The 25,391-nt window shown below is 61.5% G+C and carries 24 protein-coding genes; 8 read left to right on the top strand and 16 right to left on the bottom strand.

What is annotated here, in order from left to right; translation table 11 throughout:
• Positions 1 to 15 precede the first annotated feature (15 nt).
• From dhaL to ACZYZ4_RS12855, 3 genes are read left to right on the top strand one after another with little or no spacing between them, the layout of a single operon-like run.
• Complete coding sequence (gene dhaL, locus ACZYZ4_RS12865) at positions 16 to 681, top strand: dihydroxyacetone kinase subunit DhaL (protein ID WP_463861425.1); 666 nt, start codon at positions 16 to 18, stop codon at positions 679 to 681.
• A gap of 59 nt (positions 682 to 740) precedes the next feature.
• Positions 741 to 1,706 carry a class II fructose-bisphosphatase gene (gene glpX, locus ACZYZ4_RS12860; RefSeq protein ID WP_463861546.1) on the top strand — a complete coding sequence of 322 codons (966 nt, stop codon included), beginning with the start codon at positions 741 to 743 and terminating at the stop codon, positions 1,704 to 1,706.
• The gene (locus ACZYZ4_RS12855) at positions 1,703 to 2,641 is read left to right on the top strand and encodes an aldo/keto reductase (protein WP_463861423.1); all 939 of its coding nucleotides are present in this window, start codon (positions 1,703 to 1,705) and stop codon (positions 2,639 to 2,641) included. The genes glpX and ACZYZ4_RS12855 overlap by 4 nt, the downstream gene beginning before the upstream one ends.
• Before the next feature lie 745 nt (positions 2,642 to 3,386).
• Here ACZYZ4_RS12855 and ACZYZ4_RS12850 read toward each other — a convergent pair.
• The 12 genes from ACZYZ4_RS12850 to ACZYZ4_RS12795 form a co-directional block, all read right to left on the bottom strand.
• Positions 3,387 to 4,439, bottom strand: coding sequence for a PDDEXK nuclease domain-containing protein (locus tag ACZYZ4_RS12850; protein WP_463861421.1), 1,053 nt, complete (start codon positions 4,437 to 4,439; stop codon positions 3,387 to 3,389).
• Between the two features lie 125 nt (positions 4,440 to 4,564).
• On the bottom strand, positions 4,565 to 5,185 hold the full coding sequence (locus ACZYZ4_RS12845) for a DUF4913 domain-containing protein (RefSeq protein WP_463861419.1): 621 nt from the start codon (positions 5,183 to 5,185) through the stop codon (positions 4,565 to 4,567).
• Complete coding sequence (locus ACZYZ4_RS12840) at positions 5,182 to 6,906, bottom strand: type IV secretory system conjugative DNA transfer family protein (protein WP_463861418.1); 1,725 nt, start codon at positions 6,904 to 6,906, stop codon at positions 5,182 to 5,184. The genes ACZYZ4_RS12845 and ACZYZ4_RS12840 overlap by 4 nt, the downstream gene beginning before the upstream one ends.
• Positions 6,903 to 8,522: a putative type IV secretion/conjugal transfer ATPase gene (locus tag ACZYZ4_RS12835; RefSeq protein WP_463861416.1), complete on the bottom strand. Its 1,620-nt coding sequence runs from the start codon at positions 8,520 to 8,522 to the stop codon at positions 6,903 to 6,905. Before ACZYZ4_RS12835 ends, ACZYZ4_RS12840 begins: the two co-directional genes overlap by 4 nt.
• Complete coding sequence (locus ACZYZ4_RS12830; RefSeq protein WP_463861414.1) at positions 8,519 to 10,084, bottom strand: hypothetical protein; 1,566 nt, start codon at positions 10,082 to 10,084, stop codon at positions 8,519 to 8,521. The genes ACZYZ4_RS12835 and ACZYZ4_RS12830 overlap by 4 nt, the downstream gene beginning before the upstream one ends.
• Positions 10,085 to 10,114: 30 nt before the next feature.
• The gene (locus ACZYZ4_RS12825) at positions 10,115 to 12,019 is read right to left on the bottom strand and encodes a hypothetical protein (protein WP_463861412.1); all 1,905 of its coding nucleotides are present in this window, start codon (positions 12,017 to 12,019) and stop codon (positions 10,115 to 10,117) included.
• On the bottom strand, positions 12,000 to 12,794 hold the full coding sequence (locus ACZYZ4_RS12820) for a hypothetical protein (protein WP_463861410.1): 795 nt from the start codon (positions 12,792 to 12,794) through the stop codon (positions 12,000 to 12,002). The genes ACZYZ4_RS12825 and ACZYZ4_RS12820 overlap by 20 nt, the downstream gene beginning before the upstream one ends.
• Before the next feature lie 73 nt (positions 12,795 to 12,867).
• Positions 12,868 to 13,203 carry a hypothetical protein gene (locus ACZYZ4_RS12815; RefSeq protein ID WP_463861408.1) on the bottom strand — a complete coding sequence of 112 codons (336 nt, stop codon included), beginning with the start codon at positions 13,201 to 13,203 and terminating at the stop codon, positions 12,868 to 12,870.
• An 11-nt stretch (positions 13,204 to 13,214) separates the two neighbouring features.
• Complete coding sequence (locus tag ACZYZ4_RS12810; RefSeq protein WP_463861406.1) at positions 13,215 to 14,438, bottom strand: MinD/ParA family ATP-binding protein; 1,224 nt, start codon at positions 14,436 to 14,438, stop codon at positions 13,215 to 13,217.
• Positions 14,439 to 14,637: 199 nt separating this feature from the next.
• A complete protein-coding gene (locus tag ACZYZ4_RS12805) occupies positions 14,638 to 15,177 on the bottom strand; it encodes a hypothetical protein (RefSeq protein WP_463861404.1) in 540 nt (179 codons plus the stop codon).
• On the bottom strand, positions 15,177 to 16,310 hold the full coding sequence (locus tag ACZYZ4_RS12800; protein WP_463861402.1) for a M23 family metallopeptidase: 1,134 nt from the start codon (positions 16,308 to 16,310) through the stop codon (positions 15,177 to 15,179). The genes ACZYZ4_RS12805 and ACZYZ4_RS12800 overlap by 1 nt, the downstream gene beginning before the upstream one ends.
• Entirely contained in the window at positions 16,310 to 17,014 is a 705-nt protein-coding gene (locus ACZYZ4_RS12795; RefSeq protein ID WP_463861400.1) for a hypothetical protein, read from the bottom strand. Before ACZYZ4_RS12795 ends, ACZYZ4_RS12800 begins: the two co-directional genes overlap by 1 nt.
• Positions 17,015 to 17,142: 128 nt before the next feature.
• Here ACZYZ4_RS12795 and ACZYZ4_RS12790 point away from each other — a divergent pair, with 128 nt between their 5' ends.
• Positions 17,143 to 17,469, top strand: a complete 327-nt coding sequence (locus ACZYZ4_RS12790; protein ID WP_463861398.1) for an ArsR/SmtB family transcription factor — start codon at positions 17,143 to 17,145, stop codon at positions 17,467 to 17,469.
• A gap of 271 nt (positions 17,470 to 17,740) precedes the next feature.
• Here the strand turns inward: ACZYZ4_RS12790 and ACZYZ4_RS12785 are convergent, their stop codons facing one another.
• The 4 genes from ACZYZ4_RS12785 to ACZYZ4_RS12770 all read right to left on the bottom strand — a co-directional run bounded on the left by ACZYZ4_RS12785 (position 17,741) and on the right by ACZYZ4_RS12770 (position 20,445).
• Positions 17,741 to 18,196 carry a hypothetical protein gene (locus ACZYZ4_RS12785; RefSeq protein ID WP_463861396.1) on the bottom strand — a complete coding sequence of 152 codons (456 nt, stop codon included), beginning with the start codon at positions 18,194 to 18,196 and terminating at the stop codon, positions 17,741 to 17,743.
• Positions 18,197 to 18,347: 151 nt separating this feature from the next.
• Positions 18,348 to 18,974, bottom strand: a complete 627-nt coding sequence (locus ACZYZ4_RS12780; RefSeq protein WP_463861394.1) for a phosphatase PAP2 family protein — start codon at positions 18,972 to 18,974, stop codon at positions 18,348 to 18,350.
• Entirely contained in the window at positions 18,971 to 19,972 is a 1,002-nt protein-coding gene (locus tag ACZYZ4_RS12775) for a hypothetical protein (protein ID WP_463861392.1), read from the bottom strand. Before ACZYZ4_RS12775 ends, ACZYZ4_RS12780 begins: the two co-directional genes overlap by 4 nt.
• Positions 19,969 to 20,445, bottom strand: coding sequence for a hypothetical protein (locus ACZYZ4_RS12770; RefSeq protein WP_463861390.1), 477 nt, complete (start codon positions 20,443 to 20,445; stop codon positions 19,969 to 19,971). Before ACZYZ4_RS12770 ends, ACZYZ4_RS12775 begins: the two co-directional genes overlap by 4 nt.
• A gap of 440 nt (positions 20,446 to 20,885) precedes the next feature.
• Here ACZYZ4_RS12770 and ACZYZ4_RS12765 point away from each other — a divergent pair, with 440 nt between their 5' ends.
• The 4 genes from ACZYZ4_RS12765 (at position 20,886) to ACZYZ4_RS12750 (ending at position 25,208) form a co-directional block, all read left to right on the top strand.
• Positions 20,886 to 21,119, top strand: coding sequence for a hypothetical protein (locus tag ACZYZ4_RS12765; RefSeq protein ID WP_463861388.1), 234 nt, complete (start codon positions 20,886 to 20,888; stop codon positions 21,117 to 21,119).
• A gap of 242 nt (positions 21,120 to 21,361) precedes the next feature.
• Positions 21,362 to 23,161 carry a MarR family transcriptional regulator gene (locus ACZYZ4_RS12760; RefSeq protein WP_463861386.1) on the top strand — a complete coding sequence of 600 codons (1,800 nt, stop codon included), beginning with the start codon at positions 21,362 to 21,364 and terminating at the stop codon, positions 23,159 to 23,161.
• A 641-nt stretch (positions 23,162 to 23,802) separates the two neighbouring features.
• Positions 23,803 to 24,573 (top strand): ParA family protein, encoded by a 771-nt coding sequence (locus tag ACZYZ4_RS12755; protein ID WP_463861384.1) that lies wholly within the window; start codon positions 23,803 to 23,805, stop codon positions 24,571 to 24,573.
• 386 nt (positions 24,574 to 24,959) lie between these two features.
• Positions 24,960 to 25,208: a hypothetical protein gene (locus ACZYZ4_RS12750; RefSeq protein ID WP_463861382.1), complete on the top strand. Its 249-nt coding sequence runs from the start codon at positions 24,960 to 24,962 to the stop codon at positions 25,206 to 25,208.
• Positions 25,209 to 25,391 lie beyond the last annotated feature (183 nt).

Genomic DNA, 25,391 nt, shown 5'->3' with positions numbered 1-25,391 from the left:
AATAAAGGAAACACCATGACCAACCTCATCGACGGCACCGCTGCCCTGACGTGGATCACCTCATTCAGCGAACGATTCGACTCGACCCAGGCCTACCTGACAGAGCTGGACCGGCTCGCCGGTGATGGCGACTTCGGCGCCAACATCGCCTCCGCCCTGGAACGCACCCGGGCAGGTTTGCCGTCCGCCGCCGAAGCGACCTTCACCACCGTGTTCCAGGCCGCAAGCCGCGGCTTCATGGCCACCGGAGGCACCAGCGGACCACTGTTCGGGATGTGGTTCCGCGACATCGCCAAAGGCACCAAGAATGACGCAGCAGCCGTCATCGACATCGCCCAAGGCATCGCCGCGGGCCTGTCGACCATCCAGAAACTCGGCGGCGCCCGTGTCGGTGACAACACGATGATCGACGCGCTGGAACCGGCAACTGTTGCCCTCACCGCGGCCGCCGAGCGCGGCAGCACCCTGGGCGAGGCGCTCCTGGAAGCAGCCCTGGCTGCCCGGGCCGGCGCCGAGTCCACCGCCGGTCTCATCGCCGCCCGCGGCAGGGCTACCTACGTCGGGGAACTCGCGCGGGGTGTGCTCGATCCCGGCGCTGTCACCATCGCGCTGTTCTTTGAGGCCGGCGCTGACACTGTCGGCGCAGCCCGGGCCTGGCAGCCGTTGGGCGCCACGGCCTAGTGCGGCAGACGGCGATCACGCAGCCCACCGGTGGTTCTGACACGGGTCGGCAGCAGCACATCAAGTCCGGCAGCACGTTACTCCTGGACCGCGGCATCGCACTGGAGCTTGTACACGCTACGGAAGTGGCTGCGATCAGTGCGCAACGGTGGATCGGCGGCGGCGATAAGAATGCTGCCGACGCAGCGGCGGTTGATGCACTGCGCGCTTACCTTTCCACCGTCGATATCGCCGGACGGATTGTCATCGGCGAAGGAGAGAAAGACGCGGCACCGATGCTGTACAACGGCGAACTGGTCGGTACGGGGCGGGGACCCTCGGTTGATATCGCCGTGGATCCCATAGACGGAACCAGTCTCACCGCAGCCGGGCTGCCCAATGCGCTGTGCGTGATCGCCGTATCCGGCCGCGACACTATGCTCGACGCCCCCGCGACGTTCTATATGGACAAGATCGTCACGGACGGCGCCGGGTACGGTGCGGTCAATCTCGACAACTCCCCTGCCGATAACATCCGTGCCCTGGCGGAAGCCAAACGGAAACCAGTAGGGCAGCTGCAGGTTGCCGTCCTTGACCGTCCCCGCCACGGGGCCCTGATCAAGGAGATACGGGCCAGCGGGGCCATCACCGTACTGATTCCCGACGGCGACGTTGCGGCCGGCGTTAATGCCGCACGCGATGATTCCCCCATCGACATGGCGATCGGAGTGGGCGGAAGTCCTGAAGGGATACTGACGGCACGTGCCGTCAAGGCACTCGGCGGTTACATGCAGGTACGGCTGCACCCCCGGGATGCTGAGTCCGCCGAACCCGCGGACAGCGCCTCCCGGGTCTGGGAGGCGGATGACCTGGTTCGGGGAACCAACGCCTCGTTCATTGCGACAGGCCTGACCGACGGCGACCTCCTGCGCGGTGTGCAACGAAACGGGAACACGATCCGCACCGAAAGCCTGATCCTCAGCAGCGCAACGGGAACGATGCGCAGGCAGCAGTCCGACCACTTCACTGGAAGGTATCCGGCATGACCTGGAAGAACCACTGCCGTATCGGGTTGGGGTTGGCCGCCATTGGCCGCCCCGCCTACATCACCGCCGGCCGCAGAGGGGACCTGGGAGACGAATCACAACGGACACGAGCGTACCTGCAGGACCGGGCACACCGGCTGCTTGATGCAGCTTGGGATGCCGGCGTGCGGTACTTCGATGCAGCCAGATCCTACGGGAAGGCCGAAAATTACCTTGGATCCTGGTTGGCCGGTCACCCCGGGCGTCGCAGGGACCTCGTCATCGGATCTAAATGGGGTTACGAGTACATCGGCAACTGGAAGATGGACGCCGAAGTGCACGAACGCAAGGTGCACTCCCCTGCCATGTTCGAGCGGCAGTGGCCCCAGACGGTGCAGGCACTGGGCAGCACACCCGACTTCTACCTGATTCACTCGGTAACCCCGGACAGCCCGGCGCTGACGGACACCCACCTGCTGGAGCGGCTCCGGCTACTCGCTGACACCGGTGTGCGCATCGGGATTTCCACCAGCGGACCGGCCCAGGGCGACGTCATCGACTATGCCACGGCTGTGCCGGATTCACCGTTCACAGTCGTTCAGGCAACGTGGAACGTACTGGAGCAATCAGCGGCACCGGCACTGGAACGGGCCCACGCCGTGGGATGGTTGGTGGTCGTCAAAGAAGCACTTGCCAATGGTCGTCTCACGGACGGGGGTCCCATACAGCCGATGAATGACCTGGCCTCAGCAGATGGGCAAACCACTGATGCGTACGCGCTCGGCGCCGCCCTGGCTCAGCCGTGGGCAGACGTTGTCCTCAGCGGCGCCGTCACGCCTGGACAGTTGAAGGCGAATCTGGCGGCCCGTACCCCCACGGAGATCGGGAAAATTACCGATCTGGCGATGGAACCGGGCGGATATTGGTTCGAGCGGGCAGCTCTGGCCTGGACGTAGGACCGTCCTCCAAGGTGGCCCGCCAGAGCCGCATTGGAGGACCGTGAACGGTCGATGACCAGGTCCTCGGAGGCGAATCCTGCCATCATCCTCAGGTTGATGCGCGCAGAATAAAGAGCGGGAACTCTGGTGCCTTGCGATTTTCGTCTTAGACCCCGACCGCCGCGGCGCGAAGCTCTTCCAGGATGCGTTATCCGATCGTTCTGGACCGCCGCGGATGAATCTCTCGGAGCCAGAGCGCGTGATCGGGGTTCGGCTCCTAGTTCCGATCGCCAACTAGATCCGATGCTAGAAGCACACTCGTAGGACGTTCGACATTTTGGCTGCGCTGCCCGCTCACTGCATCCTGCCAAGCCAAAGTACACCCAAACCTGACGTCAGGAAGCCCCAACAAACACCGTCAGGATAGGTTCCAAGAGTCGATTCCTGCACACTCATGCTGGGCAGTCTCAGATGCAAATCTGACAGAAGAGCCCAACATACGGACATCAAGGGCCCACTCCCCTGGGTCCGCTGCCGCCCCGTCACTAGGTTTATTCACCACCGAAGGGCCGCGGCCAACGACTGAGGTGCGACCGGGAAACCCTCAATTGGCGAAGCTCCGATCAAATAGCGGTTGACCGGAGCTTCGGTTCATTATGCATACCTGAACCTTAGAAATTCCTGTGAGGGACCGGATAGCTGCAATGTCCCCTGTAAACATGATCTAAGCGGCTTGCAGCAAATGTCGATCGGCGAGGCCCTTCTAGTCAGTTTGTATCAACTCGGAGTCCGGTTCGGCCCATTCGAGCGCGGCGACGATGTGTCCCTCGTTGGGTAGTGCTTTCTGTTCGGCCGGGGGAAGTTTGTCGAACGTGTAGGCGGCGACGGCCATAGGTGATGTGGAGCGCCCGAGGCTGTAGCGGACGCTGCGGTCGTTTTTGGTGCCGCAGATGAGGATGCCGATGGTTTCGTTGTGGTGGTCGCGCCGGAGCATGTCGTCGACGAGGGCGACGTAGAAGTTTAATTTGCCGGCGTATTCGGGCTGGAACTTGCCAGTCTTCAGTTCGATGACGACGTACCTGGACTGGTCAATGTTGAAAAATAGCATGTCAACGTAGAAGTCGTCCCCGTCGACGTCGAAATGAACCTGACGACCAACGAAAGCGAATCCAGGACCCAGTTCTCGCAGGGTTTCGGTGATCCTGCTAGTCAGGGCATTTTCAAGATCGCGTTCGGCCACTTCGCCGGAGAGACCGAGGAATTCGAAGTTATACGGGTCCTTGGCCAGCTGCTGGGCTAGTTCCGAATCTGGTGCAACAAGCTGTTGCATAAAGTTCGAGGGCGCCGCCCCGGTCCGTTCCATCGACCTGTTCATCATCATGTTCAGCAGCACGTTTCGGGACCATCCATACTCCACTGCTGCGGAGGCGTACCAGGCACGCTGCTCTGGGGTTTCCGTTTTGTCCAGCAGGACGGTGATGTGGCCCCATGGCAATTGTGCAACAGGCTGTTGCACAATTGGTTCCGGCCAGGCCGCCGCAAATCCGCGCATGTAGAAGAGGTTGCGGCGGGAGAGGCCCTTCATGTCCGGGAACTCAGCCCGCAGATCATCAGCCAGCCGGCCCATGACCCCACTCCCCCACCCCTCGACGTCCTGGCGTTCCAGCACTGTCCGGCCGATGTACCAGTACAGCTCAATGAGCTGGGTGTTGACGGTCCGCAGCGCCTTCGTGCGTGCGGCCCGGACCCGGTTCTTGAGCTCGCCGAGGAGATCAATGTAGCCGGTGGGGAGAGCGAGGTCGCGGGCGTCAGTCATGGGTTTGATCCTATCCATCGAGGATGCCTGGCACGGCAGCGGCCGTTCTTGGGTTTTCTGGGGCCCCCGGTGCGGCGCCGGAGCCGGTCTTCCGTGCCCTTCTTCATGCCTGCCGGTGGCGGGTCTCAGGATAAGGTCTCGTCGGATTCCGGCGGAACGGGCCCGGCTTTGGCTCCCAGTTCGGCCAGGAACTCAGCAAACCGGGAATCCGTGGAGTCCCTGAATGACGGCCGGGGATCGGTATGTTCGGTGTGGCAGTTGTTCAGGCCCCAGGATTCGGAGCGTATCCGTTTGATCATGGGCCAGAACGTACTGTCGTGCCATGAAGCAGCATCGTTCCCGGGGTCCTTGTGGCCGTAGTAGGCAGCTTTCCACGCGACCCAGCCGGCGGTGAGTTCTTCAACGACCGCGCTGTGACGGTACCAGCAGGCATAGATCCGCGAATTCTCGGTAACGCCGTAGCGTTCGTTGATCCAGGCCACCCATTCGTCCAGGGCCTCCATGAGCTTCACGGACTTTTCGCCGTCGAGCTCTCGCCAGTTCCACGGGGCGGGTTTCTTCTTGGGAGGGGCTTCCAGAAGGTCCACAACTGCGGATCCCAACGATTCCATGTCTTCCCTGAGCCCGGTAATCGTTTGGTCGTGGTCCAGGAGAACATCCTCGACGTTGCCCAAACGCTCCGGTACGGTGTGTTCCCCCGCAGGCTTAGGTTCTTCCGGCGGGGTAACCGGTTCCATTTCGCTCATACGGATGATCCTTCCGTCCGGCGGAGGGCGGCAGCCTGGACTTTGAGCATCTGGGCTGCCGCTTTGTCTTCCTTGATCTGCGCGGAATCAGGGCGGTCCCACCACGGGGTGAGCGTCACCCTGGCAGGCGCAACGTTGCTGTAGTGCATGAAGGCCTCCCCCACCGGAAGCTGCTGGATTTCGCTGCCGCGGATCACAGGCCGCTCTTCTTCGCTGATCGTGCGGGAGGACCCGTTCCGGCCCTGGGACGTGGAGATGCGTTCCTTGCGAGTGGTTCCCGCTGCGCGGGCAATCTTGTCGAGTTCATCGAGTTCTTCCAGACCCGGCAGGAACAGCCGGATCGAGGACGTTCCACGGATGGCAGTGGCGGCCTCGGCACCCCACCGCTGCCGGTTCTGGGCGAAGGACTGGCTGAATCCGATGATGCGGATCCCGCGGCCACCGGAGTCCGAGAGGGCGCCGGCCATGTCCGGGATGGCCGCGACGTTGGGTGCCTCATCCAGGACCATCGTCAGGACCGGCCACAGCCGGCCGCCCGGCATGCCCTGGGAAATGCGCTGGGCCTTGCGGAACATGAAGTCAGCGAACATAGCCACCAACGGGGCGACTGGGGAGCGCTCACCGTCCGTGAGCAGGTACATCGTGCTCGGTTTGGCCAGAAACTTCTCCATGTCGAACCCTTCGCCTTTTGGCGGGCTCAGGATGTGCATCGCCTTGGGCGAGGACAGCGGTTCGAGCAGGCCTGCAAGGGTCTCCTGAATGGAGTCCACAGTTTCCCCTGCACGGGATTCTGTCAGCGCCCGCAACCGCGAGGTGAACGCTGCAGGGGCCTTGTGCTGAGTGAGGATGTCCAGCGGCTCAGAGTTCGTGAAGTCGTCGGTCCACCTCACCACGTCCTCGACACTCTTCCCGCCTAACGCTGCTGCGTGCAGGAACCGGCCGAGCACGGCGGCTGCCTTAGAGTTGAAGAAGTCCCCGTTTTTCACATCCCCCATGGGCTGGGCCCCGGCCCAGGCCTTCCCCCGGGCCAGCGCTTCGTCCGGGTCCTCGCATCCGTCGATGACGTTCCACCGGACTATGTTGTCCCAGCCGGAAATGTCCTGGAGGTCAAACACGGAAACCTCGCCCTTACGCTGCCGCGCTACGGCGGTGAGCATCAGCAGGTCATTCTTGGTGGACGTGGCGATGACGGCACCTGGTGCGTCCAGGACGATGCCAACGGCCAGGAACAGGGTCTTGCCGGAGCGCTGCGGGGCGAATACCCACATCGAATCCTCATGCTGGACATAGAGAGTCTGCCCGTCGAGCTTGCACAGCGCGACGATCATTTCCTCCTCAGTGGCATCCGCGGGGAGTTCCAGCGACTGTTTGGCCTTAGCCAGCGCAGCTTTCTTACCCATCCGCTTCTCCAGGTCCTTGTAGCCGGGCAGCCCGTCATCACGGGACCGTTTGGAACCGAATTTCGCGCTGAGGAAGGCCGCACCAACGATAGACAGGACTGCCAGGACGACCAGAATCCAGGTGGAGGCGCCGGGCCAGGCGAACCCGCCGGCCTTGACCTTCGCCCAGAGCGCTTCAACGTCCGTCCAGGGCATCCCGGTAGGCGTGATCATCTCGCCAAAGAACGCGGACACCCATCCCAGGACGACCAGGACAACGATGATGACGGCCAGGCCGATCTTCATCACCGAATCTGTGGACATACCCTTGCCGGTGCTCATGCTGCTTCCTCCTGTGCGCTGGCTTCCACATCGTTCATTGTGGCGGTGGATTTCATGGCCTTGTCCGTGTCGGTCAGTTCAATTTCGAGGGCGCTGCGGACGTGGATGGCGATGAAGGGGTCCTTGCTGCCGATCCGCATCATGCAGGTTCCCTTGGTCAGGGACGAGATATCGGCCGCGGATCCTGCCGGGAGGTTGAACATCCGCTCACATGCCCAGGCGTCATCGGATTTCTGCTGCTTGTACAGCAGGACCGTGCCGCATTCCTTGAGCATGGCGATGGCCGGACTGTCTTCGGGAATGTCGGAAATGTGGTGGAACGCGAACATGCACGAGAGCGACAGGGCGCGGGAAAGCTTGGTGTTCCGCCGGGTGACCTTGGCGACCGAGCCCTGCACGGTGTGCCAGGCTTCCTCGATGACCAGGACGGTGGGGACCGGTTCGGTCTGCCGGTAGAGGGTGTTCGCCAGCCAGGTGTTGATGATCGTCATGACAATGGCCAGCGCCGGCCCGTCTTCCGGGAGCAGGGACACATCAAAGACGGTGAGGCCTGCGTTGAGGGTGATTTCCTCGCTCGTGGGACCGTCGATCAACCCGGCCAGGTCATCCTCAATCATGCGTTCGAGTTCAAACGCGGGGTCCTGGCCCCACTGCCGCAGTTCCTCCACCGTCAGGTTTGAGGCCTCGGCGGTGTCCTTGTCCGGTGAGTACAGCGCCGTGAGGACGTGCCGGACGTGCGCAATTTCCCCGGCAGCGGCAGCGGCCCGCAGTGCCTGCTTGTGGGCCATCCGGACGGCTTTGCCTTCCTTGGGCAGCAGCGGCCGGCCAAGGGCCTCTTCCACGACGGCGCGGACGAGCATGGACTGTCCTGCAGGGGTGGAGAGTGCGGTGTCGTCGTGGTTGTCTTCGTGGAGGCGGGCGGCGATCCGGGGGTCCAGGATGTTGATCCTGGCCCCGCCGCCGCCGACCATGAACTTCACCGGAGTAATGTCCAGCCGTTGGGCCAGGGAGGTGTATTCGCCGCCGTTCTGGTCCAGCTGGTACTTCTTATCGATCACCACGACGCGGCGGCCCAGGATCAGCTGACGCAGCACTGCCCAGGTTTTGATGCCCGAGGACTTGCCCTGGCCGAGGTCACCGATGAAGCAGACGTTCGGGGATTCGAGCTCGTTGCCGTAGGACGTGAACGGGTCATGGACGATCATCCACCCGGAGCCGGCGTCGATCCCGAACGCCAATCCCCGGTGCGAGGTGGGAGGGGAGGCGATCGCCATGTGTGAAAATTCCATCTGCCGCGTCGAGGACAGCACACCAGGTGCGGCAGGGTCGTAGAAACCCAGCCGCGACGCCTGGACGTTTTTGTGCTCATGACTCCACTGGATGGAGGCAGCGGCCTGGGCCTCTGCCCTTTGCCGGAGATTATCTTTCCTGCCCTCAGCCTTCTTCTTGGTGGACCCGGACCGGCGTCTGGCCTCCAGGGCACCTTCGGTGGCCACCACTGCCGCGTTGTGCGCGGAGACCCGTGCACTGCGGGCCTGGGAACGCTTGGCGCGGCGGGATTTGCCGGTCAGGGCCCAGGGCATCCGCAGGCCTTTGATGAGTTTCTGCGTGTTCATCGGATTCCTCTCGTGAAAGGCATGGTGGTGATCAGGGCCAGATCGTTGCGGTGATCCATCCAGTCAATGAATTCAATCCCGGCGTCCGCTGCGGCCGCCTCGATCAGGTCAGCGGTGGCCAGCAGCTCATCCTCAGACTCCACGGAGTACGAGATATACAGCGCATAGGACGCGCCGTGGTGACCGGAGCCCGGTTTCAGGTCCCGGAGCCGCTGCCAGGAGGCGCCCATCAACACCTCTTCGGAACCGTCAGAGAGCTTCCCGGATTTGCGGACGTCGTTGTCCTTGGCAATATCCATGGCAGCGTCCGTGCGGGCCTTCCCGCGTGCCTTGCGGGCATCCTCGAGCTCCATGACCATGGACACCGAATGAACGACCGCCGGCTGGATGCCGCTGACCAACGCCTGGAGCGCCGAGACCGGGACGGCTTCGGCGCTGAACGCCGAGGCCGGCACGTACCCGGTGCGGGTATGCCAGTGCCCATTGACCACCACTGAGGACTCAGAGCTTTCCCCGTCCAGGTGCTGCCAGCAGTCAGCCAGGTCAGCGCCCTCGTGGTCGTCAATGTCGTAATCCGGGTCCTGCAAATGACGCAGCAACCCGGCCATCTGTCCCGGTCCCAGGGTCCGGTAGTCCTGAATGGAACCCATCATCTGCGCCTGGGACAGGGCCGAACGAATCTCCTGATAGATCGCCAGCCCGAGGCCGTTGTCACCATCTCCGAGCTTGTCTGCTTTCAGTGACAGGGTGGCGGACTTGGGAATCCGGAACGTCTCGTAGGTCCGGTGCTGTTCAGAACGAGACTGGAGTGTTTGCACCAGGTCCCCGTAGGAGGCAAGCAGAATCTGCTTCACTCCCGGGGCCTGGCGGTCCCGGATCCAGATCAGGTGATCCGTGGAGTCCATCGGCACCGCACGGGACAGCGACTGCACGTGCGAGACCAGGGACTGCCGGCGGGCCAGACGTGCCAGGAACTGGCCCCTGGCCACGTACGCGGAATCCTCCCGGTTCTCCTCCCGGATACCGGAAGAGGAGCCCATGACCTCCACGGTGACGGTGTAGTACGGGACTTTGATAGCGCCCTGATGCCGGAACACCGTCATCGGCCCGCCCGGGGTAACGACGGTGAAGGCCCGCACGTCCCCGACCATGAGCGGGACATTGTTCTTGTGCCGGACCGGGATCTCGATCATGCCCTTCTCGTCCGCCCGGGCACGGTCGGCCTTGCCAGCCTTAACCATCCGTGTCTGATCCCGGAACTTCACCGGAACGAACGTTGCGCTCTTGTTCTTCTTCCGGCTGCGCTGATGCCTGGCCTCCACATACAGCGCACCCAGGGAGCGGTGCCCAGTCAATTTGCTTGGTGTCGTCAGGACTACCCCGGCGCCGACCACCACGGCCGCGATCAGAAGACCCACCCAGATCAGTGCCGCCGAGGCGACAATGGCGAGGACGCCAAGACCCACCGAAATACCCAGGCCAATCCATTCGGGCCCGGTCCGGTTCCCACCGAACAGGCCACGGCGTGAGACCTCACCGCCGACAACGACCATTCTTCCCATGACTGCCTACTCCCCTGCTTCTTCTGTTACTTACCGGCCACTGATGTGGTCGGTATCGGGAGCCATTGAGTTGACGCCCTGGCGGCCGCGCATCGCGGCCTGCCGTGCGCTCTCCCGGCCAGCGAGCAGGAACGCTGTCGCCCCGCCGGCGGCGACCTTCGCGGATCCCCGCGTCACCGACGCGGTGCCTCGGCCGACAGCTGCAGCACCACCGCGCAAGGACTGAGCCGCCTTGCCCGAGGCAGTGCCCGCCCGGTCATCACGCTGCATCTCGCCGAGGGTGCGGGTGTCCGGTGCGGCTTCGCTGCCTGTGCCCTGTCCCCCGGATTCCTGGCCGGCAGAGCTCTGCCGTGCAGCTGCACCGGCACCGCGCTGGCCACCGGCGCCGACACCGGCACCAACAGCGGCCGTACCGCCGCCAGGGCCGTCATTGCCCGCGCTGCCGGGGTGTGAGGACCCGCCGGGGCGGCTGCTCCCGCCGGAGCCGGACTGGCTCTGCGCGGTCCGGCGTTTGCGGATCATTGAGCTGATGGCAGCGCCCGCACCGGCGACCATCGCTGCGCCGGCGATCGACGGGCGGTTAGCTCCCAGGCTTGTGGCCGAGGAGGGTAGGATCGGTACGAACTTGAACAGCAGGGCCGGTGAGAAGGCCAGGACCACCATGGCCGCGGCTGCAATGAATACCGACGATGCGTTGATCATTGCGTCATCCGTTCCCTCGCCCTGGAACGCGGGTCGGTTACTGATGAAGCTGAACAAAGCCCCCATCAGCAGGAGGATCAGCGGCTTGGACAGTGCAATACCGAGCCACAATGACCCGGTTTTAGCCACGCGTGCACGGTACTGCGGGTGGATCATGAAACCGATCATCAAAGCCAAACCCACACCCAGCAGATACAGGGCGAGCGGCTGGAGGGCGAACAGCCCCAGCAGCGCCCACGCCCCGATGAACAGCAGGCCGAACAACAGGACAGCGGCCAACGGGCCGAACACGCCGGTGGACTCGTAAGAGGCGAACCGGGAAATCGTGGTGGCGAAGTCCATGATCTGATTCGACGTCCACGGACTGATGGCCCCGGTGAGGCCCATCAGCGCGTTATTGCCCATATACGCCAACGCCGGGCCAAAGATCGCCAACAGGATCGACAGCGGGCCGAACCAGAACAACGACTGCCGCACCGTATCGAAGTCAATCTTCTCGTCCGAGAGATCCTTGAACAGCTTGAAATACATCAACGCCAGGATCACGATCCCGATCCCGGAGAAGATCCCCCACATGTCCCGGAACGCATCATCAACCTCAAACGAGGACACCTTCAAGAGGTTCATCAAAACCTCATTGGTGGCTGTGACGCCGGCCTCTTTGGTCGAATTCGCGAACTTCTCAAACCCGTCCTTGGCATTGGCAATGAACGCCACCGTATCCACCGCACCCAAAACAAACTGCCCACCAGGCTGCATACCAACGGCCGTCCGAAGGGCAACGCCAGCAAGCGGCTGAAACTTCTCCCACGCTGCCTCAGCTATGCAAAAACCAGTGGTTACCGGACGGGCACCTTCGTTGGCCAGGGCAGCACAAAACTGGCTTTTGCTTACCTCGGGTTTGTAATCGAGGGACTGTTCCGGGGTGGTCAGAAAGCTGTTGAAGGCCCGTGCGGACATGCCTTCGCAATCCTGCCCAACCATCGTTAAGCTCATCGGATTCGGCTTGCAGAGGTTCTTGGCCATCTCCTGGTTGAACCGGTCGCGGATGCCGTCCCGTTCGGCGGGCGGTAATCCGGCCAGGCGTTTGAGCTGATCCGCATTCAGCTTCTCGAATGCGTTCACTTCGTCCGCTGCCTGGGCAGCTCCCGCGGTGCCAACACCGAGGCCAAGGAACAAGGCCAGGAACGCGGCCATAAGACGCAGACGGGTGCTAGCGCGTAGCGTTCGCATACTCGACCCACCCCTCCTTGCTCAGATCCTCGAAGTACCGGGCCACCAAGGGCTCATCAAGTGGCGGTATCTTGCCAGTGGTAGTACCCCCGACACCTCCTGAGGGGCCTTTGTCTTTCAACCGGGACACCAGGTCTGCGTCATTGACACCTGTCACGACGTTGGAGATTTTCCAGTCGCCCTTCCAGGTCAGCTCTATGGTTCGGGTACCGAAATACGCTTCTGGCAAGGTGTCGCTGGTTCCGAGGGCACCAAAGAACACCTGCACTAGGGCAGTCTTCTTTGGCTCACAGGACACGGTCCGGTAAAGGCCGCCGGCCTTGACGTCAGCCTGATCCATCCACCCGCCCCCGAAAGTTTTTAGCGCCGTACCTTGGGCTTTGGCATCGGAGATGATCGTGCCGGGAAGAAGGACCGTCTCCAGCCACGGGCCGGGGACGGCAAGAGAATTCAGGGTGGCCTTCTGGGTCCCCCAGGTTTCCAGATGCACGTCAACCAATGTTGGTGTGTAGTTGGCGGCTGCCTGGGCTGCGGATTCGCAGGTACCGGTGTAACCGATGGGGGTCCTGCCGTCGCTGGCGGTTTTGGTGCCGCCCTCTCCGATGTTGATTTTGGAGACGGGGAAACCGAACTTGCCGGCAACCATGCCGTTATCGGTACCCGGTTCGGGCTGTGCAGCCTGGTCACTCGGTCGGAGGTTGATGAGCACCACGGCAACCGCCACGATGATCACCACCGCGGCGATGGCCACCAGCGCTTTCCAGTTCTTTTTCATGAGTCGCATTCCATTCAGTGTCGGAAGTTCCGTGCGAGTTGGAGGCCAAATAATGGGGCCTCCAGCCCTCCGATTAGGCTCCTGCTGCGCCCGCGACGGCGAGGAATGCGCCGATGAGGACGCTGGCGCCGGCGACGCAGCCGAAGGCGATACCGCTGCGCTTGGCACCTGTTGCCCCGTCGGAGATATCGTCCACGCGGCCGTCCTTGCGTGCGATGCCCCACTTTGCGAGGTTCCAGATGAACGCTGCCGTGACGCCGAGCAGTGCCAACGCCCACAGGCCGCCCATAACGAGCTGAATGGCGCCTTTGAACTGGACACCGAACACGTCGATGCTGGGAGTGACGCCGTCCAGGGGGTTGTCCGGCGCGGCGGCAATGGTGATTTTGGTCAGGATGTTGCTGAGCATGATCAGTGGTCCTATCGGTTGGTGTTGCTGTGGGTGGTGGTGGAGAGGTTGTCGACCTCGAGCAGGCCGGCGGCGATTTCGGCCGTGGCACGTTCGAAGGCGCGGCGGGCGGGATCCCCGACCAGCTGCCAGTCGATGATCGAGCCGTTGTCCAGGGCAGCGTCATAGGGAATGTCGATGATCGTGCGTACGGCTGAGCCGAGCTGTTCGCGCAGGTCCGCCTGATCAGCCGCGGAGACTTTCGCTCCGCCGCCCTGGGTAACGATGACCACGGCGTTATCGACCAGGGACTTGTAGTGCGGATTCCCGGTTCGCTCACTCATGGATTCGAGCTGTTCGATCATCCGCAGCGCCGAGACAACAGCGTTGCGTTGAAGCCTGGTGGGGATCACGAGCTGGTCCGTAACCTCGATGGAGGCCAGCCAGTTCTCGGAGCGGGTGTTGTTACCCGTGTCCAGGACGATCGTGTCGTAGAACCGGCTGACCACGGTGTGGATCCGGTTGAACTCGTCCGCGCCGATGGACTTCATCCGGTCCGGGTCCTCGTCCGAGGCCAGGACGGAGAACTGGTTCTTGCCCTGGTGACGGGTGTAGTAGGTGAAGTCACCCTTCCGGGCCTCAATGGTTTCGAACTTCGCCAACACGTTCAGCAGGTCCCACACCGTGCGGGTTGAGCCGTTCGCGTTGGTCCGGACACCGAGGGTGCCCATCATTTCGTTGTTGTCCCAGACAATGGCGTGCTGGCCCGAGTGGATGCCGAACGTGGAGCCAATACCGACACTGCACATGGTTTTGCCGACCCCGCCCAGGGGCTGGGCGACCATGATCCGCATCGGACGCGAATACACGCGCTGGATCGCAGACAAATCAGTCCGGCGCGCCAGTTCAGCTGCGCCGACCTTGGGCTTGACCAGGCCGAACGTGATCACCCGCAGGAACGCCTGCCAGCCGGTAGCCGGCGGCAGTTCATCGTTCATGTTGTCCTTCTGCAGCACTGACGCGCTGCGGCGGCCACTGACCAGAGGAACAGTCTGCGCCGCCGGTGAGGCATCACGTGGGGAGTGCCCCGGCTCCCTGGACGGCTGAACGGGCACAGTCCCCTCCGTGTCAGGTACTGCGCTGATCACAGGCTCAGGAGCCTCCTGTGTGGTGTCCTCAGACACCGGTTCCGTGGGATCGAGAAGGCTGATAGGGGCGCGGGACTTCCGCTCCGCACCTGACCAGTTCGTGCTCATGAGTTCTTCCTTTCACTCGTGGTGTGCTCACTTCGGGAAACATGTGGGGGCCAGAGGTCCATCGCGTTCAGGAACAACAATGGCTCTGGCCCGACAGTGGACGGAGCCGGTGCGCCGACCGACGCTCCGGATACAGCAAGCGGACCCGTGAACAGCGGAGCTGTGCCGAATTCATCGAAGCTCACGCTGTTGTGCCCGTTCACTGGGCGGTCTTTGGGCTGATGGAGGTGACTAGCCAGGGATCGTCCTGGCCTACGCGGTGCAACATCATGTACCAGGGGCCGGCGTTGGTATCGAAGGATGCCGTGACGGTCATCGGGTTCTCTGCCTCACGGCTGATCGAGGGACCATCCGTGACCGTGGTGATCGGCACCCGGGCCGGGTCGATGTACTTGGCATCTACGGCGTACTCGGCAGCCAGCAGCGGCTCCAGATCGGAAAACCACTTCGTCTCCGGGACGTCGGGACGGCCGAAGAGCTTCATGGCTTTGGCGGCCGTCTCTTTGACCTTGACCTCAGCGTTGGCATCCCACGTGACATTGGGGCCTTGATAGTGCTCGGTGGAGTGATCGTGGCCGTCGTCGGCCGAGTGCTCCGCCTCAGCCTCTCCCCCGTCTGCAGCGGCTGTTCCTGAGGCTGCGGGGGCCGTGCTGGCAGTGCTGGATGCTGGTCCGCCGGCGCAAGCCGCCAGCAGGAGCGTTGTAGCCAGCAAGGCCGGAGCGAGTGCGAGTCTACGCATCAGAGGATGCCTTTCTCTTTGAGGATCGGTGTCGGATCGATGGTGGCGTTGATCGGGATCATCGGATTCGGGAGCGCCCCGGCAAAAAATTCCATGTGCAGGTGCCGGCCGGTGACATTGCCGGTCGCGCCTTCTGTGCCCAGCGGTGTTCCGGCGGCAACGGTGTCGCCTTCCTTGACCCGGACCGAGCCAGCCTCCATGTGGTACATGCCGATCGTGAGTTTGCCGTCCGTGGTCTGGCCCGTCACGCCCGTGCCGAAGAGGCCATCGAGGTTCCGGACTTTCACGATTTTCATGTCCGTGATGGCGACGATGGTTCCGGGGTGGCCTGGGGTGGCGAAGTCGATCCCGTAGTGGAAGTTGGCGAGCACTCCCCCGGCCGTACCCGCAGGAGCTGCGCGCGGCCCGTAGCCGCTGGTATTGATCGCGTCACCCATCGGCCTGACCCACTTTCCGGCAAGGTCCCCAACGACCTCATTACCGGCAGCGGGGCACACGCCCGAAGGATCCACCAGAGCAGCTGCTTCGCCACCGAGGGCTTTGACGAGTTCCGTAGCCTGGGAACGGAACTGGGTGTAGTGGTTCGGATCCGAGTTCCGCTGTACCCGGTGGATCGCAATGGTCGGCTCCAGCGACTCCCAGCCCTCCAGGCGCTGCAAGGCTTTGAAGAAGTTCGTGGCACTGATGTGAGGATCCATGCGGTCCTCGTAGGAACCCCACGCGCCGTTATCGCGCTGCTGGAACAAACCGCGGGAATCCGGGCCGGCACCGTCACCGAAATTAATGGCACGCAGCGTGGACTCACCAATGGAAGCCTGAACACCGATCAACTGAGCCGCGACCGGAAGACCCAGATCCGAGGCCGCTTTCATGATCGCCGCGGCATTTCTCATCTGCTCCGGGTCGAACCCAGCCACAGGACTGCCCACAACAGGCGCAGCAGATGACGCCGCCGCCGTCCCTGGAGCCACGCACGCCGAGGCGGCCTGCGCCGGCGTTCCGCCATCGTCCACGACCACGACCACGAAACCCAGCGCAAGGGCACTGGCCGCGGCCATCGGAACGATGACCGTACGGAACGCCTTGCCAGCAACGCCCATTGCCGCCGCAGCAGCGGCGGACCCGACAGCCATCAGGACCAAGACCTAAGCGATTGACGGAACCAGGAATCCTTAAGCCACAACGGGTCGGCGGCCTCCACGGTCAAAACCACGCCAGGACGGCGGCCACGCAGCACCAATCCGTGGCGGGCGTCCCCAAAGACCTGAACGACCGGAAGATAAGTCAACAGCCCCGCAGCAGTGAGGTCCTGTAAAACGTCATCCATGGAGTCATCCGAGCCCGTCCGTCGGGCAAGCTCGTAGCGCCCAGTGACACAGGCAGCGCGGCCCTCAATAAACTCGTTGTCATCCATCGAGTTCGAAAGTGCCTGAACGAGTTTGACGGCCTCGGGCCAGTACCTCTGGTAGCCCTGCAGGGCCTTGATGAAGTTCGTTGCGCTGATGGCGTGGTCCATGCGGCCTGCGTAAAAGCCCCACGCGCCGTTGTCGCGCTGCACACGCAACCCCGACTCCCCCAAGGCCACCATGACGCTGATCTGGCCGTTTACCGACAAGTCCAGTGCCTTGCCGGCGCCCATGATGGCTACGGCGTTCTTCGGCTGCTCTTGGGTGTAGCCCTCAACCTTGGTGTTGTCGTTCATGACGACGGAAACGGCCGGGCCGCAGTCGGCCGCAGAAGGTGTCGGTCCGAAGGGCAGAACGATCGACGGGATCAAACCCAGGAAGAGCGTCGACGCAATCACCGCAGTGCCGATCAGAAGTCCTTTTGCCTTCACTGTCGCTCCCCCTCTCGGCTGTTCTGGCGGACACCTGCAATCACAAGCATCATTTTTAAAGTGATGCTACCATCACCAAAAGTATGTTGATACTTCTTGAGGGCGCGGCGGTGGGTGAGAATTGACGAATGCCCCGCATCTACAAGCCACTCCCCGGACAGCCGAAAGAGGCCGCAAAGGCTTTGAGTGTTTTCAACGCCAACACCCTGCGGGCAGCTGTTATCCGAGACCTGGCCCAGCATCTTGGCGGCGACACGACCGGAAACATCGCAAAGCGCATCGGCGTGGACTACCGGCAGGTCTACGCACATATCAAGACACTTGAGGCCGAAGGGTTGGTCTCCGCTGCGGGCGAAGTCGGTGTCCGCAACGGGCAGCGCATTCACTACTCCATAGACCTGGGCAGGTTGCGGGAGTGCGGCCTCGCCTACATGAGCTATCTGTCGGGAGAATAGGCGTCGAATGTCGCAGCGCCCGAGAATGAAGCCCACGCCGAGATTGCTTGGATCGAAGCCGGGAGCGCCGGGAGTTAAGCATTCGGGGGCGGCGGCTTGAGTGCACGTCTGAGGTGCGCACGCTGCGGGGGTGTAGCCCCTACTACCCCCCAAGCCTGTCGTAGGGGCTACACCTTTGATGCCACTCAATGTGCATGGTCAGGCCGTAGTGGGAGCCTGGAGCATGTCATGCTCCAAAGTCTACTGAAAAAAATTCAGTAGTGAAAATTTTTCAGTTGGGCGGGCTTTTTTTCTCGGGCCTGGGCGGAAGGTTTCGGAGAGCTTCGGTAACCGCACGAAGAGCGTCCACGTTCACTTCTCCCAGAACCCGCGCGGCGAAGTGCTCTACCTCTGCAATGCGGTAAGCCTCTATCAGTCTGAGTTCGGCCTCCACCCGCTCCGGGATGGGACCGCTGCGCTGAAGCAGGTAGTTCTCGTCAACGTCAAAAAAGTACGCCAGTGCCTTCAGGAGCTCCGGATCCCAGCGGTTATCAGGAGAGCCGGCCAGCAGCCGGTGCCAGCGCGTTCTTGTGAGCGTGAGCCCCTGCTCCGCCAGTCCCTGTCTAACATCTTCGTACGTGAAACTGTCGGCGTCCTTGGCATGAACGATGTCCAGAAGAAGCTGGATTTTCGATGCGAGAACCTCTTTATCGCTGCGAGGATCTATGGGGTTGTCGGTCGAATTCACGCGTGATCCTGCTCCCGGCCAGCGAGGGCGGCCACATCCCGGGGGCAGCGCTCTGCCAGTGGTAGCGAAGTCACAGCCCTCCTTTTTAATTCCGTCATCGTTGAGGCCACTTGTCAGACCTTGGCGGCTTCGTGGGATGCCACGTGAAAGATCAGCCGACAATGAGAGTATATGAGGCTCCGAATGCGACTACGCCGGTTATGAACCCGGCAATGACCTGAGGAGCTGAGTGGTCTCGGAGATAAACCCTGGACCAGCAGACAAGCGGGGCCGCCACAACGAACGGAAGCCCCAGCCAGCCGAACATCAGTACAGCTGACACGGTCGCGCCGCCCAACGTCATTGCATGGCCCGATATCTTCCAGATCGGACTGACCAGAATGAGCGCCACAATCCCGCAGAGAATCCCGCCAATTAGCCCCCAGACTGGCTGGGGCGCGCCCATGAGCGAGAGGATTGCGCAGCCAAGCAGCGACGAGCCCAAGGTCCAGAGCATGACCGGGCGGCGTTGTTTCTTGTCTCCAACATGGTGGTCCGTCAACTGGCCCCTCTTGGCAAGCAACAGTACGACTGCAAATGGCACCAGGCAGATGAAAAGGGCAGCGATAATGCCCGACCAGATAGAGACCATCCACTGGTCACTCAGCAGAGAAGCCAAAATCAGCAGGAGGGACAACACCAGGGGCGGCTGCGCAATCTCGGTTGCGGACCGGGCCACACGCCCAATGGCTGTGGAGGATCTCTCCGCGGTGGTTAGGGTCGCGGTTTCTGCTGTCACTGAGGTGCCTTTACCGGCAGCACAGATTCCAGAGAACCGACGCCGCCATCAAATCGGGCTTGGACTGCGTCTAGGACACGGCCGGCAAGCATGGGTGTGGATCGCCCCGAGAGAGCGACCTTGTGATCGCTGGAGCGAATAACGAACTCGTACAGGCGGACGGAGGGGTGCTTCGCATAGAAGCTGGTCACAATGGCCGCCAGCCAAGCCGCACGGGAGAGTCCCCAATATGCGCTGCCCAGCGTGGCCGTAAGAAAGACCAAGGCGGCCCGGTCCCAAAGCTGCAGGCGGCGCCAAACCTTAACCACCGGCGGGATGCCCAGCCCGAGAGAAGTCAGCAGAACTCCGCCGTAGAACAGCGGATTGAACAGGACGTACAGAACGTGGTGGAGAGACGGGCCGCCCACATCGGTGTGCATGGCGGTCATGTAGGCGATCTCTTCTACCGACGCGAGTGCGACCAGAGCCATGCCGGCTGCAACAACCCGGGAACTCACGCGGACGGGCAGGCTTTCCTGAGGCCGGAGGCAAATTCGAAGAACAGAAACGGCCAACAACGCCAAAATGCCCATGTAGACGCTGGCGTAGACGAAGACCGGCAGCTGCTGGACATTCTCCGGCACGAACTTGGACGAAGTCGGAATGAAGCGCTGGCAAAGGAACGGAATGGTGATCGCAATTGCCCCAATGCCAGCTGCAAAGGGTCGGTGGCTGAAGCGTGAGCGGTAGCTTTCATCCGGAGAGTAGGCAGCGAAGATTCCCTCCCTTACCAACCAGACGGCGCTTGTGACACACAAATTCCGAACGAGGTGCAGAAAGTTGATGCCGCCAAGGGCACCATCAATGGTTTCTTCGGGTACGACGACACCTGTAAAAAAGAGGCCGAGGACACCGATTCCGATCGCACCAACAAAGGCCGTTGAGGACCCCCAGCGAGCGACAAAATATAGGCGAAAAGCAAATACTGTTGCCAGGATCCAGAACGCAGCGGCGATCATAGGCCAAACGCTCTTTCGGCCTTCGTGGCCTCCTTCACGGGCGTGGCATGCAGGACCCGGGCCAGACCAAAGGCCAAATGTTCGGCGGCAGCTTCCGCCTCGTCCAAAGGAACGTCCACTGCACGGCACATCCAGCTGACACCGTTCCGCTTCCCAATACCGGAGAAGAAAGACCCCGCGATAAGCCCGTCGAGAGGCTTCCCCTTATGGCCCAAGAGGATGTGGCTCAGCTCATGCAACACGACGTGAACACTCCAAGCCTTGGCACCCCGCAGGTAACGGACGATGCCATGGCTGGGAGTATCGATCCACTGGCCGGTGACACCTTCCCCAAGGCTGTCCACTGTGCCTTCCTCGAAGACCAGACGTTTGCCGTACTTTTCTTCAACCGCAGTCACCAGGTCGCCCAGATCCGGGTACTCCGGAAGGTTCAAAGTCTCGATGACGTCCGAGGTCAGTGTGGCCTGTTCCATGTCCCTACGACTCCGGTATTCCACTGAAAAAATTTCAGTAATAATGTGTACTATGACATCAGTGCCAGAACCGCCTTGGCAAGGAGCCACCCTACCAAGCTTCCGAATACACGTGCTTGTCACAGGAGGGCAAGGAATCCCCGATGACTCGAGGCCTTACGCAGGGCGTGACCTCGACACGCCGAGGCAATGGTCAGCAGGTCAGGCTGCCGCGTCGCCGGGCACTTAAAGTGCAGGGCCGGTCGGCGGGGCATAAGTACGGTGGGGCGCGACACGCGGGCCCGTTTTCTGTAAACAAATCCCCGGACACCCCTCAAGGAAGTGCTACTTTCGACTGAGTCGATAGCTGTAAACAGAAACTCGTAGCGTCGACATCGAGTAGGGCCAGCGATGAAGCAGTCACGACCTATCGGTTTGTGCGAGATTCAAAGGACATGACAATGAGCGCAGTAATCAATCGTGGAGGCGGACGACCCAGCAAGGGGCTCCGCAAATACATTGGCTTCCGAACGCCGGCTAAGACCGCGGAGGACGTTCAGATGATCGCCACCGCCAAAGGTATGACCGTTACTGACTACGTTTCCTCTGCCGTCGACCGGTCGCTACGCGAAGACTTGGCAATGCTGGATCATTTCGCGCACCAGGAGGAACTTCCTATCCGCATAGCCTCATAAACAGAAGAAGGCCCGCACTAGGCGGGCCTTCGAAGCTGAAGATTCACGATCCGGGAAGCTTGCCGGCGATCAGATCGTAAATCGTATGGAAGACCTTCACAGGCCTTCATTTGTGTTGCAAAACCGATCTTGCAGGATCGGCCCTTAGCCATTCCCTCGACAGGAACAGAATCATCGTACAACAACACGCTCTTGGGCTGCCAGCACCAGACGAAGCTGGCGTGTCTCGCCAGCAGCCCTACTTGGCCAGCGCCGCTCAGGCCTGGGCCGCCCTGACGCCTCTTCTCGCAGGTCAGCCCCGCATACGTCTCTCCAAGGACGGCGGAAATACGTACCCACAGAAGCACGAACGGGACCTGACTGTGGCGCTCCCCACGTTCCCGGCCGCGGTACGGATCTTCGGAAAAGACGGCACCTGCGCCGCGATCTTCCTCGACTTCGACTCCTCCGTCGCCGGCGTCGACTGGGTGCAGGCCGACGTCCGCGCGGTCCAGGCCTGGCTGCACAACTGCGGGGCCCGTTGGATTGAGGACTACTCCCCCAACGGTGGCCGCCACATCTACATCCCGCTGGCGCAGCGAGTTACATTCTCCGAAGCGCGTGATCTTGTCGAGGCTCTGAGCACCCGGTACCGGACCCTGGACAAGACCCCGCACCAGAACCTCCTCCACGGCTGCATGCGCACGCCGGGTTCCCAGCACAAGCGAGGCGGCCACCAAGAACTCGCAATGAGTCTGAACATGGCCTACGACGTAGCCCGCCGTCCCAACTCAACATCCGTGTGGACTGCGATGAACGCTGAACTAGCAGGCGAGATCGGCGCCGTCCGGGCGTTCCGCCTCGAGCAAACGTTCACGTCGGAGGCCGGCGAGACACCCGAACTCCAGCATCCGGCTGGCCGGATGTCTAGGGTTATGCAGCTGATGGCTCAAACCGGATTGTACGACTCGAACCGGTACGCGTCTGACTCGGAGGCTCGCCAGGCAATCATCACAGGGGCTGCGGCCGCCGGGATGAAAGTGACCGATGTGGAACGTCGGATGCTACAGGGGACCTGGCCAGGGCTTGCCTCCTTTTATGCCCGTTATGCCTCCCGGCACAGGGTTCCTGCCCTGCGCCGGGACTGGCTGAATGCGGTCAGCTACTTGAAAGACACAGGATCCAGGGACGGGAAGAACAATGACCGTAAATCCCCCACAAGCCAGCCAAATACACAGCCCCTTGGGATACAACGGACTTCGATTTCTACGAATCCCGATGCTGAGCATCGGTTTATCAGGACTTGGAGAAATGCACTCAGACTTAGAGAGCACGCCTACACTGATTCGAGGACAGGGCTGGCGCGAAGAATGGTGTTGAGGTCACTTGGGGAGGCTGCACACATGACAGGCTCCCGATTCGTTGAATTCGGTGCCCGGTCCATTGCGGTTGCCACGGGTCTCGACCACACGACTGTCGGATCCCATTTGAGGGCGTTGCGCAGCGAGAGCGACACCTTGGTGACCCTGGTCGAACAGGGCCGCGGCACTAAAGGGGATCTCTACATGCTTTCCGTGCCGGAGGAGATAAAGACGGCGGCCGAAGACCTAACCTGGCGGAAGGGAAAGATTCATGCCTTGAGGCCGGTATTCCGGGAGCTTGGACTGCCTGCGGCCTTCGTCTACGAGGCGCTGGAGAACTCCCCCGGACTTTCCACGGCCGAGCTCGTGAAGTTGACCAGGCTCTCCCGGACAGCTGTCAGTGAAGCGCTTGAGGTGATGGCCGCGTGGAAAATGATCGCTCGGGACATTACACAGGCCTGGTCGGTGGTTGCTACTACGTCGTTGAAGGATCTCGCCGAGCACTTCGGAGTGCTGGAAGCCGTCGCGGCGCAACTGCAGCGCTACCGGATCGAGCGGATCCTGTGGAAGGAGTGGCTGTCCAAGAACGTCAATACTGTCGCAGAGCTCCTCTCCCCCGGTGAAGACTATCCGTGGGAAATATATGAGGGCCCGCCGGATGAGTGGGCCCTCGCAGACATGGCGTTCCCCAGGGGCAGGTAGGAGTGCATGCGGACCAGACCGTGATGTTGGGTGTTGCAATCGCTGGCGGTAGCCTAATAGTTCATATCGTCGGCGCTGATCTAATAAATACGTCATGACAGATTTATTTATAGACGGTGGAATGCCCAGACTATAGCGGTGCTGGTGCTGTGGGCGTCAGTTCATCGCGAGAAACTGGCCCGCTCTTCGACCGTCTCGTGGTCCCCCTTCTGCAGATGCGCCGCAGAGCCGATCTTGAGGCTCTCCACGGTGCTTCTTCGGTGCCAGTCAAGTCCGCCGTTCCCGACGGGACGCGCTCATCCTGGTACGGGCAGGTCTTCCCAAACGTGGCGAATCTCCCCTTTTCCTCCCCCAGCAGCAGCATTGAAGCTTTTCGGCGCCCTGGTTGGCTGCTGAGCCCTATCCTCAGGGGCCGGCAGAGGGAATAATAAATAAATACGTCATGACAGATGGATGGACAGATAGAGGGATGGATGGATAGATTGATTGATTGGCGGTGGATGGATCGTCGCATGGAGCGTAGCCGGGCGAGGTCATTGCCGGCACAGACTTTCGCTAAATAAATACGTCATGACAGATTGATGGACAGATTGACGTATGTCTGTCCATCAATCATGATTGATGTAATTGAGAGGAATCGGATGAAAGTAACTGCTGTAGGCAACCGGAAGGGCGGCGTCGGCAAGACGTCCGTCACCCTTGGACTCGCGACGGGCCTGAGGCTTATCGGAAAGAAAGTCCTGGTCATCGACTTGGATCCCCAAGCAAACGCCACGGATGCACTAGAAGGAGCCGGGGAGTTTGACATTTTCGACGTCCTTTACGGTGGCGAGGCGGGCACGCTTGGTCAGGCGATTACACCCACCTCATGGTCTGGCATAGATCTCATTCCGAGTTCTGAGTCGCTCGCTCGGCTTGAAACAGAAGCAATCATGACGCCAGAGTTGCGACTAAAGACGGCAGCTTGGGGTGCTGAGGAGCTGGATGTTTATGACCACGTTCTGATCGATCTGCCACCAGCGCTCGGGCGGCTGACTCTGAATGGGCTGATCTGGGCTGACCGAGTTGTCGTTGTCACTGAGCCAGCAGCCTTCTCCGTGAAGGGAGTGACGGAATTCTTGGAGACGGTCAAGAAAGTACAGTCCTTGCCGCACCTGAATCCAGAGCTGGAATTCCTCGGGATCATTATTAACAAGACCAGCTCACCGCTGACTGGCGAACACATGTTCCAGATTGGTGAACTCGAGGCGGAATACGGCACGGATGTCCGGGCTCCGCACCTTCCACTTAGAACGGCGATGCAGGATTCCATCAGCAGTCGAGCGCCGCTGACAAAAATGAACAGCAGGGGAGCGAGCGTTATGACGGAGAAATTCGTGGCTCACGCTCGGTTCCTGGACGGGAAGAAGTAGATGGCTGTGGAGCGAAAGTCTTCCATCCGTAAGGCGCCAACGGCAGACGTTGTTGATGTCCTTACGTCCCGGACGGAGCCGGCCCTCCAAGCGGAGGCGGAGAGAGGACTTGCACCGCAGCTTTCAATGTCACAAGCAGCTGGGATGCGAGGGCCGGGGCCGGGTCGTCCCAGAAGCAAGAGAAGGATGGAGCCATTCTCATCCAAGATTGAAATTGAACTTCGGGATGAACTGGATGCCTACATTCAAGAGACTGGCATCACAATCATCGATTTCATTGACGAAGCCATACGGGATCGCCTGAAAAAATAATTCCATCAAGACGGAATTATTTAATTGCCCCGCGGCCCTGGCTGTAGATCGTCTGGCCAAGGAATCTGGGCGCGATGGCAGGGTCCGGAAAAACATGCGCGGGTGATCATGTGGGGGAGCCTCGTTGGAATACGTCCTGCAGTTGGCAGAACCTGCCCGGACTGCTGTTCCTGTTGCCAATGCTCTGCCTCGCCATATACGTATTCATCACTAATCCGGTCGGAGAGGCGAGTGCGCAGTGGGCAACCCTGTTGGGTGCAGTGCTGATGGCCATGGCGGCCTTTTACCTCATCTGGGAAATGATGGTCGTGTACCGCGGTTGAAAAGAGCGCGTCCGGCGAGGATCGCCTGATCCACTCCGAATTACCGGGGCTAAGACCAAGCTTCCCGAGTGAACCGTGCCGGGTTTGATGCCGCTTCCTTTTTTGTGAAGGATTGCGATTATGCCCAAGCGATACCCCCAGGATCAGCGTGAGCGTGCCGTGCGGATGGTCCTGGACCATCTC

Source organism: Pseudarthrobacter adonitolis, from assembly GCF_055412845.1.
The sequence above is the reverse complement of the archived record's forward strand: the minus strand, read 5'-3'. Positions and strand labels throughout refer to the sequence as shown.

Excerpts from the sequence above, each read along its gene's own strand:
- ACZYZ4_RS12855 (WP_463861423.1), top strand. The coding sequence starts at position 1,703 with ATGACCTGGAAGAACCACTGCCGTATCGGGTTGGGGTTGGCCGCCATT.
- ACZYZ4_RS12825 (WP_463861412.1), bottom strand. The coding sequence starts at position 12,019 with ATGCGAACGCTACGCGCTAGCACCCGTCTGCGTCTTATGGCCGCGTTC.
- ACZYZ4_RS12755 (WP_463861384.1), top strand. The coding sequence starts at position 23,803 with ATGAAAGTAACTGCTGTAGGCAACCGGAAGGGCGGCGTCGGCAAGACG.
- ACZYZ4_RS12815 (WP_463861408.1), bottom strand. The coding sequence starts at position 13,203 with ATGCTCAGCAACATCCTGACCAAAATCACCATTGCCGCCGCGCCGGAC.
- ACZYZ4_RS12800 (WP_463861402.1), bottom strand. The coding sequence starts at position 16,310 with ATGGCTGTCGGGTCCGCCGCTGCTGCGGCGGCAATGGGCGTTGCTGGC.
- ACZYZ4_RS12845 (WP_463861419.1), bottom strand. The coding sequence starts at position 5,185 with ATGAGCGAAATGGAACCGGTTACCCCGCCGGAAGAACCTAAGCCTGCG.
- ACZYZ4_RS12810 (WP_463861406.1), bottom strand. The coding sequence starts at position 14,438 with ATGAGCACGAACTGGTCAGGTGCGGAGCGGAAGTCCCGCGCCCCTATC.
- ACZYZ4_RS12775 (WP_463861392.1), bottom strand. The coding sequence starts at position 19,972 with ATGATCGCCGCTGCGTTCTGGATCCTGGCAACAGTATTTGCTTTTCGC.
- ACZYZ4_RS12850 (WP_463861421.1), bottom strand. The coding sequence starts at position 4,439 with ATGACTGACGCCCGCGACCTCGCTCTCCCCACCGGCTACATTGATCTC.
- ACZYZ4_RS12840 (WP_463861418.1), bottom strand. The coding sequence starts at position 6,906 with ATGAGCACCGGCAAGGGTATGTCCACAGATTCGGTGATGAAGATCGGC.
- ACZYZ4_RS12830 (WP_463861414.1), bottom strand. The coding sequence starts at position 10,084 with ATGGGAAGAATGGTCGTTGTCGGCGGTGAGGTCTCACGCCGTGGCCTG.
- ACZYZ4_RS12835 (WP_463861416.1), bottom strand. The coding sequence starts at position 8,522 with ATGAACACGCAGAAACTCATCAAAGGCCTGCGGATGCCCTGGGCCCTG.
- ACZYZ4_RS12750 (WP_463861382.1), top strand. The coding sequence starts at position 24,960 with ATGGCAGGGTCCGGAAAAACATGCGCGGGTGATCATGTGGGGGAGCCT.
- ACZYZ4_RS12820 (WP_463861410.1), bottom strand. The coding sequence starts at position 12,794 with ATGAAAAAGAACTGGAAAGCGCTGGTGGCCATCGCCGCGGTGGTGATC.
- dhaL (WP_463861425.1), top strand. The coding sequence starts at position 16 with ATGACCAACCTCATCGACGGCACCGCTGCCCTGACGTGGATCACCTCA.
- ACZYZ4_RS12805 (WP_463861404.1), bottom strand. The coding sequence starts at position 15,177 with ATGCGTAGACTCGCACTCGCTCCGGCCTTGCTGGCTACAACGCTCCTG.
- ACZYZ4_RS12790 (WP_463861398.1), top strand. The coding sequence starts at position 17,143 with ATGCCCCGCATCTACAAGCCACTCCCCGGACAGCCGAAAGAGGCCGCA.
- ACZYZ4_RS12765 (WP_463861388.1), top strand. The coding sequence starts at position 20,886 with ATGAGCGCAGTAATCAATCGTGGAGGCGGACGACCCAGCAAGGGGCTC.
- ACZYZ4_RS12770 (WP_463861390.1), bottom strand. The coding sequence starts at position 20,445 with ATGGAACAGGCCACACTGACCTCGGACGTCATCGAGACTTTGAACCTT.